Below are 13,471 nucleotides of genomic sequence, written 5' to 3'. Positions count from 1 at the left end.
ATACTCAACATGAAAATTATAGTAACAGGTTCGTTAGGACATATTGGAAAACCGCTAACGAAAGAGTTGGTACAAAAAGGACATCAGGTTACAGTAGTAAGCAGTAAACCTGAAAAGCAAAAAGAAATAGAAGAATTGGGTGCAAAAGCAAAAATCGGATCATTGGAAGATGTGGAGTTTCTTATAAAAACATTTGAAGGTGCTGATGTAGTTTACACGATGGTACCTCCAAATAATTACTTTAATCAGGATCTAGATCTTTTAGCTTATTACCGCCAGCTTGGAATAAATTATTCAAAAGCCATTCAAACTTCTGGTATTAAAAAGGTTATTAACTTAAGCACAATTGGGGCGCATTTAGAAAAAGGATCGGGAATTTTGATTGGTGCACATAACGTAGAAAAAATTTTAAACGAACTGCCAGAAGAAGTATCTATTACACACATTCGCCCCACTTCTTTCTTTTATAATTTGTATAGTTATGTAGATATGATCAAAAATATTGGCATGATTGCTACAAACTACGGAGCCGACCGAATTATTCCATGGGTTTCTCCAATGGATATTGCATCGGCAATTGCCGATGAAATTGAAACACCATTTGTAGGCCGAAAATTTAGATATGTGGCGAGTGAAGAACTAACAGGCAACGAAACGGCCATAATTTTAGGTGAAGCTATTGGTAAACCCGATTTAAAATGGGTAATTACTACTGATGAAGAAACACTAAATGGCTTGATTTCAATAGGGATGAATCCGAAAATTTCGGCTGGTTTAGTAGAAATGTATGCAAGTTTATACGGCGGTTTATTAGCTGAAGATTATAATAAGCACAAGCCAGAACTTATGGGAAAGGTAAAGCTTAAAGATTTTGCCAAAGAATTTGCAACTGCATTTAATTAAAAACAATTACCTTGTAATATGGCAAACATACAACCTCATCGCCTTAAAACGATTAGTGAATTTCATCAGTTTAGGTTTCTTCCAAAACCAGAACATCCACTTATTAGTGTAATCAACTTTGAAAATGTAACCCGATTACGCCAAGAGGAACCGAGGAGCATCATGAACGATTTTTATGCCATTTCGCTTAAAAGAAGTTTTAATGCGAAAATGAAATATGGCCAACAAAGCTATGATTTTGATGAGGGAGTAATGCTTTTTATTGCACCAGGACAAGTTTTTTCTATTGAGGCTGATGGAGAAATAAAACATACGGGATGGTCTTTATTAATCCATCCCGATTTTTTATGGAATACCCCTTTAGCAAAAAAAATAAAACAGTATGAGTATTTCAGTTATGCTGTACATGAAGCCTTATTTCTGTCGGATAAAGAGGAGAAAGCAATTGAACAGATTATGTTTAATATTGAGCAGGAGTATCAATCCAAAATAGATAAGTTTAGTCAAGATGTTATTATTGCTCAATTGGAGTTGTTATTTACTTATGCAGAACGATTTTACAATCGCCAGTTTTTAACTCGTAAAATCACTAATCATACCATTCTAAATCGCTTAGAAGAAATTCTTAATGATTATTTTAATCGTGATGTTTTAGGAAATGGGGGATTGCCAACAGTACAATTTGTTTCTGATGCTTTGAACGTTTCACCCAACTATTTAAGTGGCATACTTAAAACATTAACCGGGCAAAGTACTCAACAACATATTCACGATAAATTAATTGAAAAAGCAAAGGAAAGACTTTCTACAACAGATTTAACAATAAGTGAAATTGCGTTTGAATTGGGATTTGAACATTCTCAATCCTTCAGCAAGTTATTCAAAAGTAAAACCAATCAATCTCCAATGGCTTTTAGACAGGCATTTAATTAATAGCATTTTAATTTTATGTTTGTTAGTATTGATCATTAAATCATTTTCCTTAGATTATTTAAAACGCATAAAGTATGTCGCAAAAACTAGAAGTTTGGCAAAGAGGACCATTACCCAAAATTATTCCCGTATTACAACCTGTAGCACATGCGTTGCTCCAGGCAAGAGAAGAGATTAATGAATATATGAATCAATTTCCGGCGAGTTTGCTTTGGGAAAGGCCAGCTGGAATGGCTTCTACAGGTTTTCATTTGCAACACCTAAGCGGAGTGCTCGATCGAGTTTTCACATACGCTAGGGCAGAAAGCCTTTCAGAGTTTCAGTTTGAGCAGTTAAAAGAAGAGGGGAGCGATTCAGTAGAGGGGTATTCGGTAGATGCGCTGGTTAACCGCTTTAACAATCAGGTAGATTTAGCAATCGAGCAAATTAAAAATACAGATGAATCTACCTTGCCTGATTTTAGAGGAATCGGGCGGGCGGGTTTGCCTTCAACAGTAATTGGATTGCTATTTCACGCCGCCGAACACACCATGCGTCACGTTGGTCAATTAATGGTAACTGTTGCAGTAGTTAAAAATAACGAGGATAAAAATAGAGGTAATAATTAATTATTTAACTGAAATACTTTAATTAACAGATTATCAATAAATTAATGTACATTTAAACAGGTGACGAGATAACGTTAAATTCTAAATCTGTTTTAAGGCTTTGAGGTTAGGGTGGTAAGATTTTAGATTTTAACTTTATTAAGTAAAACAGATATGCATTAAGATTAATGCTTGACTAATTGTTATTTCACATCCCTAGATATTGTAATGCAGGTACTTTTAGTAGTATCTGCATTTTTTTTGAGAGATTATTTAACGTTATTTTAAAATTAATATGGTTCCTTCAGTTCCAGCAAGCATAAAATTATAGCTTGATAATTTGAAACTTTCTTCTCGATCTCTTTTATCAAATTCAACTTCTATATTATAAACCTTACAATTTCTATCCAAAGATCTCATTTCATCTTGTAGTGTAACTTTTCATATTATCTAACTATGTTGATAAATATTGTAAGATAAAATCTATATTTCTGTTCATTATCAATAATTTTCTTACTACTTTTAGGAATAAACCTAAACTAATAAGAAATGAAAAAATTAAAATTTACGCCTAAACATGGCTTTATTACCTTGTTGGCGAGTGGGATGCTTATCGCTAACAGTTGTAAAAAAGAAGTTATACCACCACCTGTTGCTAAGAATGCGGAATTAGTATTGAAAGATAAGTTAATGGGTACAGCTCCGTTGTCAAGCTCATTTACAAGTAATGATATGCAAATAATTCGTGAGCTTGAGTATTTAAATCAAAAGGCAGATGCAGATCATAGTTACAGTCTTTGTCATGGCACAGCAAGGTTAGGCAACATTAGGTTTCAAGGCACTATGGAGCATTGGATGATACAATTTGACTACATTATGCGAAATGTAGCTAACCATAGACGTGAATATTATATACCAGAAAGCTCATCTAATATCTGGAACCCTCGTGGTCCGGGCTATGCAGATCTGGTAGATATAGCTACAAAGGAAATTTTCGAAATAAAATCAGAAAAAATTTTTAACTCTACCGGTATTGGAATGTATAATGGTCCTCAACAACAAGCTATGGCAGAAATAGATAAATACGTCGCATCAGCGAAAAAATTTTGTGGGGGTGGCTGGGGTCACGGGAAAAATTTTAGAAGAATGAGTTTTCACGTTTTGTTCCCTACGCCACATCCTGTAGAAGCGTATTTGAGCGAGATGCCAGGAATTGTACTTTACGGCCCAGGTAAATATACCCCACCTGTAAATGCTCCTGTAGTGGATCGAGAATTTTCGAGAAAAATTGCCAATTTTTTTCGGCAGTTAGCAGGGAGCGTTTCTTCTACGTACGAAGGTGCAATTGCAATGGATATACAAATAAAGCAATTTATAATTGATAACCCAAGAGTGAAAGACTATTTGAAGGCCGCTGGCATAGCACTTATAATTGCAACCATTGCCGAAGATTTTGCTACAAGTGGTGCAGGTATAGCTGATGATTGGGCTTGTTATGTTATTGCCCGAAATATGTGGATCCTTTCTAATGCAACTACGGTTGGTGCCATAGCAAATATGTAATGATGAAAAAAGCGAATAAAATCAACACAGAGTTTTTTTGGGATGGTGCAACATGGTCTATTCTATTTAAACAAGATTTTGATGTTACTGCCAGCTTAAATTTTTTGAACTGTGGTAACCAACAATTGGTGCATTTTTTTGAAGAAACTGTTGGTGTTACCCCAAATTACCCAATTCGTTTGCACTGGTATGGCCCACTTGATGGTGGTGTATTTAATTATGAAAAAGGCAAAATATCAAAACTAGATGCAATCCTTTCTTTGCTATATGGACGCATGAATGTTAGCATAACTTGGCAATCAAAATCGGGCAGGGTTTATGATATGGCCGATGAGGATATAGACTGCGATGATTTAATCTTTTGGTTTGAAAATTTGGATAAGGAAGAATGTTTAAGAATGATAAACCCTATAATAGATTGGCACCGTTTGGTTTATACACCAGGTTTTATAGATGTGCACAAAAAGGTTTGGGCGGTAGATTTTTCCGTGCCTTTTGTAGAATGCATGAATAGCCAGCTACTGCCCATTTTTGAAGAAAAAACAGGTATTACCATCAATAAAAGCAATAGAGTAGTTTTGGGTAGCATACCTAAAATTGATCCGATCACTCCAGAAATGATAGCCGAATCGGATAAAATGGTCAGATTACAACGGAGTATGGGATTATTTCCGCAATTGGATGATGAGGCATTTGAAGATTATCTTGAAAAATGCAAACCCACTAGCAATTATCCCGAATTTCAATATCAAAAAGGTACAGTATCAACTATTGCTTTATACTTTTGGATAGCCCAAAATATATTCGCCTACCATCAGGATATTATGTGGCAATCGAAATCGGGTAGGATTTATGATATTGCAGATGAAGATATAGATTGCGATGACATTGAGTTTTGGTTTGATAACCTTAATGTAGAAAAGGTTTATCAAGCACTATATCCAAAAATAGATACCCCTTTTAAGTTTAAAAATTTAACTTACGAATTAAAAGTTAACCGTATGGATTTAGATGCTAACATACGTATGCATATAAAAACAAACTGTTTAGCTGATGCTGAAAGTTATTTGGTTGAGATTGATAATTTTATTCAAGAGATTAACGAGAAAACTGAGAAAAAAGATCCAAAGTATGCGGTTACACATGGTTGGGAAAGCAAGATTGATGATGATTTTTTAGATTACAACCTAAAAATTGGAGATCACGGAGTTTCGTTTTTAAAAAAACTTTTCAAGTTTATTTCCAATTTAAACTGCTTTGATGAGGTGGTAATGAATTAGTTTTATTTTAGAATCTTCAAGTCGTAGCGAATAGCTGTGACTTGAATTTTTATTTACCAAGTATTAATTGCCCTCTTTCCATGATACAATATTTAGTTCATCTCCAACTGAGATTTCTCCAGAACCTTTATGAACTAGATTTTGGCCAAACATGATTTTTTTATTTATAGTTCTATAAGTTGCCAAGGTTTTTAAAGGTTCTTTACTTTTAATTCCAGTTTGTTGATTAATGGTAATCAATACACATCTGGCACAAGGCTTAACAGCTGTAAAAGTAATTTCACCCAAATTAAATGTACCAAAGCGATCTTCAATATGAGGTTCTCCACCAGTAAAAACAAAATTAGGGCGAAAACGATCCATCAAAATCTTTTCTTCAAGTTTTTTATTAAGCGCATTTAGGGAAGATTGACCAATAATCAAACATGGATAACCATCGGCGAAGCTTACAATTTCCTCATTTAAGGCATACTTAGGGTCGACAAGTCTTTTTTCATCAAGAGGCATTTTTACTAATTTTACTTTCATCTTCATGAAGTTAGAAAACCAATCGCTCACTTGTTTGCTTACCTCTAACCCAACAGCAACATCATCCCAGATTTTTACGATAATGTTTTCTCCTGTTTGCTCGTTTAAATCAAAAGAAATGTGTTGATCTAGATCTGTTTTATGACTAACCGTTAATCTACCTTCGGCAATATTTACCTGTAATTGCGACAGTTCAAAATATTTACGTTGAGTAATAAATATGCATTCCTCATCAACTAGCATCCATCGGCGATCATATTGTAAGCCTCTTTCTTCAATTTGAGCCTTCTGCACACGGAAACCTCCAAGAGATTTTATCGGGTAAATATTTATTTCTGAAAGGTATAACTCATTCATGTGTTAAAGATAAAAACACTAGAGATTTTATCCTAAATCTTTTTAGGCTATTGAATTTTTAGTTTAATACTTTTAGATGTTACATCTTCCAACTAAAGAGTTGATTTTAGAATAACGATTGATCAAAAATGATTTCAATCACTTTTTTATGTAACCTTAGTTTCTAGCAGAATTAAGCAGTTTGAATAGGTTTGCGATTAGAAAATAATCAACCTTATGTCGCATACTTTTCACATCCCAGTTTTAGGTTTAGGATATTCTATTGATACGCCTCTAAAAGTTTCCCGCTATGGAATCTCGTCCGTTTTATCTATTGTGGATGATGAATTGATTGAGCGGATGAGAGAATATCATTCGAAAAATAATTTTTATAAGTTTCTGCCCATTTCAAAATCAGTAGCTGATTATCGCTCAAAGAGAATTAGGGCCTATTTAAACTTTCTGCAAGAAGTGATTAATGCGCAATTTAAAACCTTAAAAAATCAGGAATTTGTAAAGGGTAATGATCTTTCACGTTATTTTGAGTTGTTGCCAGAAACTTCCAAACTGAAACACGGTTACGATTTAATGCTCGAATATCCGGAAGGAGAAAGCAAGAAAGCCTTTCAAAATGTACTGCGCAATGCGATGAAATTAGGATCTATTGATGTGAATATCATGGCGAAGGTGGATAAAATGAACTATATAAATGATGAGTATTCTGGCGATTTAAATACAGATGCATTATCCGCTTTACGTGGTTTTGCTGAAAGTAATTTAAGTGCTTCGGTAATTTTATCCGCAGGGATGAATCCAAAATTATACAGTTACATGGAAAATTTTAAAGATTTCTTTCCTGATGAACATGAAAAACTGAAAAAGAAAATCATTTTAAAAGTGAGCGATTTTAGATCGGCTTTAATTCAGGCAAAATTTTTGGCGAAAAAGGGACTATGGGTTACAGAGTTTAGGATAGAATCTGGTTTAAACTGTGGCGGACATGCATTTGCGACTGAAGGCTATTTGTTAGGTCCTATTTTAGAAGAGTTTAAAGTCAGAAAAAATGAAATGTTTGCTGAGCTTTTTGAAATGTATCAAATCGCTTTAGCACAAAAGGGCATTTCGATTGAAACTAAACCGAAGCAACGAATTAGTGTGCAGGGTGGGATTGGTACGGCAGAAGAACACAACTTTTTGCTCAAATATTATAACTTAGATGCAACCGGATGGGGAAGTCCTTTTCTCTTAGTACCTGAGGTAACTAATGTTGATGCCGAAACTTTAGCAAATTTAGCCAATGCGAAACACAGCGATTTTTATTTAAGTAATGCTTCTCCACTTGGCATCCAGTTCAATAATTTTAAAAATAGTACCATAGAACTTCAGCGTATAGAACGAATTGAAAAAGGTAGACCTGGAAGTCCTTGCACCAAGAAATACTTATGCAACAACACCGAATTTACAGAGCAGGCCATTTGTACAGCTTCAAGAGCATATCAGCATTTAAAAATAAAAAGTTTAAAGGATGCTAATCTTTCAGTAGAGGAATATCAAAAACAGATTAATTCGGTTACCGAAAAAGTTTGTCTCTGTGAGGGATTATGTTCATCGGTTTATTTGAAATACAATATGGCTAAGCCCAAAGAAAATAAGGCAGTTGCCATTTGCCCCGGACCAAATCTTGCCTATTTTTCTGATATCTATTCGTTTGATGAAATGGTTGGCCATATCTACGGAAAAATTAATCTTTTAGAGCATGTAGAAAGACCACATCTTTTTATTAAGGAACTTAATCTGTACATCGATTATCTTCAAGAGGATATTAAAAAGCAGTTTCAAAATTTTAGCGATAAGAAGAGAAAACAGTTAAACGGTTTCAAATTACAGCTTTCTGAAGGCATAAGTTATTATAAAAACCTGTTCAGCGAGCTTACAGATCAGGCTTCTGTTCAGTTACGAGAGCTGGCCATTTCAAAAGGGAAATTGGATAATATCGTAATAGAATAAAAAATGGTGCTGATGATAAATCTCTATATTTACCAATCTACATAAATATTTAAATGGATAGGTCGAAATTTTTAGATGCAATTATCGAGAATGCCATTGATGGAATTATAACCATTGATGATAAGGGGATTATAGAACATTTAAATCCTGCTGCGCTGGAACTTTTTGGCTATGATCGGGAAGAATTGGTGGGGCAGAACGTTTCGGTACTTATGCCAGAGCCTGATCATTCTCGCCATGATGCCTACCTTTCCAAGTACGAAAATACTGGCAAAAAGAATATTATTGGGGTTGGTAGAGAGGTTTCGGGCAAACGTAAAAACGGCACAATTTTTCCTTTTAGATTGGGTGTGAGCGAAATTAAGTTTAGCGATCGTAAAATTTACACGGGTTTTATCCACGATTTAAGTAAGGAAAAAGCAAACGAAGAGCAGATAAAAACCTATACCGAAAAATTGGAGGTTAAGATAAAAGAGCGCACTCGGGATTTGGTAAAATTGGTTTCGGAACTGGAAATGGCCAAAGAAAATATGCAGGCACTTTTTCAAAAAGAGAAAGAGCTGAATCAGCTAAAAACGAGGTTTGTTTCTATGGCCTCGCATGAGTTTAGAACGCCTCTAAGCTCTATCCAGCTTTCTGCTTCGTTGATTGATAAATACACCACCAAGCAGGATGTGGCAAGTGTAGAAAAACATACTTCAAAAATTAAAAACTCAATTAATAACCTCACCACCATTTTAAATGATTTTCTTTCATTAGAAAAACTGGAGGCAGGCAAAGTAGAAGCATCGGCGCAATCGTTTAATATCATCAGCTTTGCTGAAGAAATTGCGGAAGAAATGCAGATGATGACCAAGCAGAATCAGCATATTATTTACGAACATACCGGGACGATTGCTGAGGTTTTTCTGGATGCCAACTTGTTAAAAAACTGCATCATTAATCTGATTTCCAATGCGATAAAATATTCTGGAGAGGATACGCTGATTCAATTTAATACCTTATTGCAAAATGGAGAATTGGTTGTAGAAGTAAAAGATAATGGAATTGGTATTCCCGAGGCTGATCAAGACAATTTATTCGAGCCGTTTTTTAGGGCACACAATACAGGCGATATTCCGGGAACAGGATTGGGGCTCAATATTGTAAAGCGGTATGTTGGCTTAATGAATGGAACGGTAGCTTGCAAAAGCGAACAGCATCATGGAACCGTTTTTACCTTGACCTTTAATTTCGCCACTTAATTTTACCCATCAACATCCCATCCCATGAACAAGAAAGTTTTAATTATAGAAGATAACGACGACATAAGGGAAAGCACAGCCGAAGTTCTTGATTTGGCTGGTTACGAAACCTTTACTGCAAAACATGGGAAAGTTGGGGTAGAAATGGCCTTGAAACACTTACCAGATGTTATTCTCTGTGATATTATGATGCCCGAACTGGATGGTTACGGTGTGTTGTACCTCTTAAATAAAAACCCTAAAACCGCAAATATTCCTTTCATCTTCATTACCGCGAAAACCGAACGAGCGGATATGAGAAAAGGTATGGAAATGGGTGCTGATGATTATCTAACTAAACCTTTTGATGATCTTGAATTGTTTAAGGCTATAGAAAGTAGGTTCAAGAAAAAGCAACAATCGGCTGGTTTTAGTACGAACGCAACCAATAGTGAAGCGGTGTTGGAAGAACTTCGGAGCAAGGGTAAATCAAAATCTATCGGTAATAAACAAATTATTTATGTAGAAGGCGATGAACCTACTCATTTATACTATGTTATAAAAGGACAGGTAAAAACCTACAAGCGCTTTAAGGATGGGCGGGAACTTTCTAATAGCTTGTACCATGATGGTGATTTTTTTGGGTATGAGAGTTTATGCAACGGCGAAATTTATGCAGATAATGCTTCAACTTTAATCGAATCAGAGATTATTCAGATTGCAAAAATCGATTTTATGGAATATCTGCTCAATCATCAGGCAGTTTCTAAAACCTTTATTGGTTTGCTCTCTGGCAATATTCGCGATAAAGGAAAACAAATGCTTCAACTTGCTTATTCATCGGTAAGAAAGCGAGTTGCTGAAGCATTATTACAAGTAGCAACAAAATTTGGTGATGACACTTTAGATAGCTGTACCATTCGAATTTCTAGAGATGACCTCGCCTCCTTAGTGGGTACCGCTAGCGAGACCGTAAGTAGGATGCTCGCTGATTTTAAAGATGAAAAACTGATTGATAAAACCGGGAATGCCATTAATATTTTATCAATTGAAAGGCTGAAAAATATAAAACAGTAGCTAACTTTTGCCGATATCGGCAAGAAATGCTATTTTTGAGATACAAATTCTGTCAATATTTTGCCGATACAGGCAAATAACAAATGTTATGAATTATATTTCGGTAAGTGAGTACGCTAAAAAATATGGCATTCCAGATAGAACTATTAGGAGCTATTGTGCCAATGGTATAATAAAAGGTGCGTTTCTTACAGGCAAGACATGGAATATTCCGGAAGATGCTTTACTAGCTGGAAAAGAAACCAAGAAAAAATTCAGCAACAATACTTTGCTTAATAAGCTGAAAGAAGAAAAGGATATGAAGCTGAAAGGTGGAATCTATCACAGAACACAAATCGACTTAACCTACAACTCTAACAGAATAGAGGGAAGCAAACTTAGTCTCGACCAAACTCGATATATTTTTGAGACCAATACCATTGGCGCTACAAATAAAAGTATAAATGTAGATGACATTATTGAGACAACTAATCACTTTCGCTGTATAGATTTAATTATTGACCAGGCAAAGTTTAAGCTCACGCAATCTTTTATTAAGGAATTGCATTTATTGTTAAAATCAGGCACATCGGATAGTGGAAAAGATTGGTTTAACGTGGGGGAATATAAAAAGCTTCCGAATGAAGTTGGAGGTAATGAAACCTGTCTACCAAAAGATGTTGCTTCGAAAATGAAAGAATTACTTTCCAACTATCATAAAATTGAGCAAAAAACTATTGAAGATATTATCGCCTTTCACTATCAATTTGAAATTATTCATCCCTTTCAAGATGGAAATGGTCGTGTGGGTAGATTAATTATACTTAAAGAATGCTTAAACAATAATGTTGTGCCCTTTATTATTGATGAAGATTTGAAGCTTTTTTATTATAGAGGTTTACAAGAGTGGCCAAAAATTAGAGAATATTTAATTGATACTTGCTTAACTGCACAGGATAATTACAAAGCTATTCTGAAATATTTTGAGATTGGCTTTAAATAGCAAGATCCTTCAAAGTCAAATTATTGCGAATATTAATCTTAATATGTTCAGCTACGTTGGTTGTCATTCCCAACTAAATCCAATAGCTTTCGGATGGGAATCGTAATGCATTTAAACTTTAAGATTCCGCTTATTTAATATTTATGGCGAATAAAAAGGGTTTCCCATGGTGGTAAAAATTCCAAAATATAACTACAATCATTTTTTAGCCTAAGCATCCTCATCTACTGTTCAGCGCCAACGCCATAGTTTTGTATATATAAATTCTGTATATGAAAGCTATAGCTTACAACATTAAGCCCGATGAAAAGGAATGGTTGGTTCTTGCCAATTATAAAAAACACGACATCACCATAATTGCCAATAGCTTAACTGCAGATACACTTTCATTTGCCGTGGGTAAAGAAGCACTTTTGGTTTTTAATAATGATTACCTAAGCGAAGCCATGATCCAAGGGCTTAAAACGCTGGGCATTAAATACATTACAACTTCTTCTTTCGAAACAGATCATCTAGATTTAGAGGCCGCGGGTTTTGCAGGAATAAAAGTTGCAAATGTACCGTTAGAAGCTGGAAATACAGATCCTAAACTTCGGATGGAACAGGTAATTAAAAATCTGGATCAATGGGCTTCAGGTAAATGCGTAGGTAAAGCATGTTGTTGCCAAAATGATTGCGCCGCAGTTAAAACATTAAAATAATGGAAACTGCATCGCTCCTTAAAAAGTACAATGTTGCTGCGCCACGGTATACCAGTTACCCCACGGTTCCATATTGGGATAATGAAAATTTTAATGTAATAGACTGGCAAAAAATCGTAGCTCAAACATATTCAGATTATAAAAAAGAGGGCATAAGCTTATACATCCATCTTCCTTTTTGCGAAAGCCTTTGTACATATTGTGGTTGCAATACCCGTATAACCAAAAACCATAAGGTGGAGCAACCTTATATAGATGCCTTGCTTAAGGAATGGAAAATGTATGTTGCTATTTTAGGCCAAACGCCAAAAATTAAAGAACTTCATCTCGGAGGTGGAACACCTACATTCTTCAGTGCAGAAAATCTGGAAGTGTTAATTAGTGTGATTTTGCAAAATGCTGAGCTGACCAAAGATGCTGAACTTTCTTTTGAAGCGCATCCAGCCAATACAACATCAGAGCATTTGAAGATTTTGAACAATCTTGGTTTTACCAGATTAAGTCTTGGAATTCAGGATTTTGATTCAAAAGTTCAATTTCTAATTAACCGTTTTCAAACGCCAGAACAAGTGGCTAAAGTGACTACAGAAGCCAGAGAAATTGGTTACATCTCTATCAACTTCGATTTAATTTATGGTTTGCCTGGGCAAACGCTTTCTGGTTTGAGCGAAACCATTAAAGAAACGATTTTAATGAAACCCGATCGGATTGCTTTTTACAGCTATGCGCATGTGCCGTGGTTAAAACCCGGACAAAGACATTACACGGAGAAAGATATACCGATAGGTGATGAGAAGTTTGCGCTTTACCAAATGGGCAGACATTTACTTGCTGAGGCTGGCTATGAAGATGTTGGAATGGATCATTTTGCATTACAAAGCGATGCTCTATTCCGGGCCTTGACTGAACAAAAACTTCACCGCAATTTTATGGGTTACACCAATCAACATACGCATTTGCTAATTGGTTTGGGGGTTTCATCTATTAGCGATGGTTGGACTGCTTTTGCCCAAAACCCAAAAACTGTAGAGGGTTATCTCGATAAAATAGAACGCGGAGTGCTTCCCATAGAAAAAGGACATTTACTAACGGATGAAGACTTGGAAATTAGGAAGCACATTTTAAATATTATGTGTAGAGAACAAACCAATTATCATGATGGAATTCCAGATCAAGTACAAGCACGATTGAAACCTTTATTGGCAGACCAATTAATAACTGTTGATGAAAAGGAAATCAAAATCACAACTAGAGGTAAGTCTTTCTTGAGAAATGTATGTATGGCATTCGATGAAAAATTGTGGCTTAAGCAACCTCAAACTCAACTTTTCAGTTCATCAGTTTAAATTAT

Annotated in this window: 13 protein-coding genes; 11 read left to right on the top strand and 2 right to left on the bottom strand. The window is 35.2% G+C overall.

What is annotated here, in order from left to right:
* The first annotated feature begins 9 nt into the window (after positions 1 to 9).
* The 3 genes from H7U22_RS20795 (at position 10) to H7U22_RS20785 (ending at position 2,444) form a co-directional block, all read left to right on the top strand.
* The gene (locus H7U22_RS20795) at positions 10 to 903 is read left to right on the top strand and encodes an NAD(P)H-binding protein (protein WP_187073272.1); all 894 of its coding nucleotides are present in this window, start codon (positions 10 to 12) and stop codon (positions 901 to 903) included.
* Positions 904 to 921: 18 nt separating this feature from the next.
* Complete coding sequence (locus H7U22_RS20790; RefSeq protein WP_187073271.1) at positions 922 to 1,836, top strand: helix-turn-helix domain-containing protein; 915 nt, start codon at positions 922 to 924, stop codon at positions 1,834 to 1,836.
* A 74-nt stretch (positions 1,837 to 1,910) separates the two neighbouring features.
* The gene (locus H7U22_RS20785) at positions 1,911 to 2,444 is read left to right on the top strand and encodes a DinB family protein (RefSeq protein ID WP_187073270.1); all 534 of its coding nucleotides are present in this window, start codon (positions 1,911 to 1,913) and stop codon (positions 2,442 to 2,444) included.
* A 258-nt stretch (positions 2,445 to 2,702) separates the two neighbouring features.
* On the opposite strand, the gene H7U22_RS20780 is transcribed toward H7U22_RS20785, so the two are convergent.
* Positions 2,703 to 2,843, bottom strand: coding sequence for a hypothetical protein (locus tag H7U22_RS20780; protein ID WP_187073269.1), 141 nt, complete (start codon positions 2,841 to 2,843; stop codon positions 2,703 to 2,705).
* A gap of 129 nt (positions 2,844 to 2,972) precedes the next feature.
* On the opposite strand from H7U22_RS20780, the gene H7U22_RS20775 reads away from it, so the two are divergent.
* Both H7U22_RS20775 and H7U22_RS20770 read left to right on the top strand, forming a co-directional pair.
* A complete protein-coding gene (locus tag H7U22_RS20775) occupies positions 2,973 to 3,986 on the top strand; it encodes a hypothetical protein (RefSeq protein ID WP_187073268.1) in 1,014 nt (337 codons plus the stop codon).
* Entirely contained in the window at positions 3,986 to 5,266 is a 1,281-nt protein-coding gene (locus tag H7U22_RS20770; RefSeq protein WP_187073267.1) for a hypothetical protein, read from the top strand. Before H7U22_RS20775 ends, H7U22_RS20770 begins: the two co-directional genes overlap by 1 nt.
* Before the next feature lie 63 nt (positions 5,267 to 5,329).
* Here H7U22_RS20770 and H7U22_RS20765 read toward each other — a convergent pair whose 3' ends face one another.
* Positions 5,330 to 6,151, bottom strand: coding sequence for an MOSC domain-containing protein (locus H7U22_RS20765; protein WP_187073266.1), 822 nt, complete (start codon positions 6,149 to 6,151; stop codon positions 5,330 to 5,332).
* Positions 6,152 to 6,367: 216 nt separating this feature from the next.
* Between H7U22_RS20765 and H7U22_RS20760 the strand changes: the two genes are divergently transcribed.
* From H7U22_RS20760 to hemN, 6 genes are all read left to right on the top strand, one after another.
* The gene (locus tag H7U22_RS20760) at positions 6,368 to 8,137 is read left to right on the top strand and encodes a hypothetical protein (RefSeq protein WP_187073265.1); all 1,770 of its coding nucleotides are present in this window, start codon (positions 6,368 to 6,370) and stop codon (positions 8,135 to 8,137) included.
* Between the two features lie 53 nt (positions 8,138 to 8,190).
* The gene (locus H7U22_RS20755) at positions 8,191 to 9,381 is read left to right on the top strand and encodes a PAS domain-containing sensor histidine kinase (protein ID WP_187073264.1); all 1,191 of its coding nucleotides are present in this window, start codon (positions 8,191 to 8,193) and stop codon (positions 9,379 to 9,381) included.
* Between the two features lie 24 nt (positions 9,382 to 9,405).
* Positions 9,406 to 10,437, top strand: coding sequence for a response regulator (locus H7U22_RS20750; RefSeq protein WP_187073263.1), 1,032 nt, complete (start codon positions 9,406 to 9,408; stop codon positions 10,435 to 10,437).
* 88 nt (positions 10,438 to 10,525) lie between these two features.
* Positions 10,526 to 11,419: a Fic family protein gene (locus tag H7U22_RS20745; protein ID WP_187073262.1), complete on the top strand. Its 894-nt coding sequence runs from the start codon at positions 10,526 to 10,528 to the stop codon at positions 11,417 to 11,419.
* A 272-nt stretch (positions 11,420 to 11,691) separates the two neighbouring features.
* Complete coding sequence (locus tag H7U22_RS20740) at positions 11,692 to 12,120, top strand: Rossmann-fold NAD(P)-binding domain-containing protein (RefSeq protein ID WP_187073261.1); 429 nt, start codon at positions 11,692 to 11,694, stop codon at positions 12,118 to 12,120.
* Positions 12,120 to 13,466: an oxygen-independent coproporphyrinogen III oxidase gene (gene hemN, locus H7U22_RS20735; RefSeq protein ID WP_187073260.1), complete on the top strand. Its 1,347-nt coding sequence runs from the start codon at positions 12,120 to 12,122 to the stop codon at positions 13,464 to 13,466. The genes H7U22_RS20740 and hemN overlap by 1 nt, the downstream gene beginning before the upstream one ends.
* Positions 13,467 to 13,471: the final 5 nt, after the last annotated feature.

The sequence above is a fragment of the Pedobacter fastidiosus genome (genome assembly GCF_014306625.1).
Classification (GTDB): domain Bacteria; phylum Bacteroidota; class Bacteroidia; order Sphingobacteriales; family Sphingobacteriaceae; genus Pedobacter; species Pedobacter fastidiosus.
The sequence above is the reverse complement of the archived record's forward strand: the minus strand, read 5'-3'. Positions and strand labels throughout refer to the sequence as shown.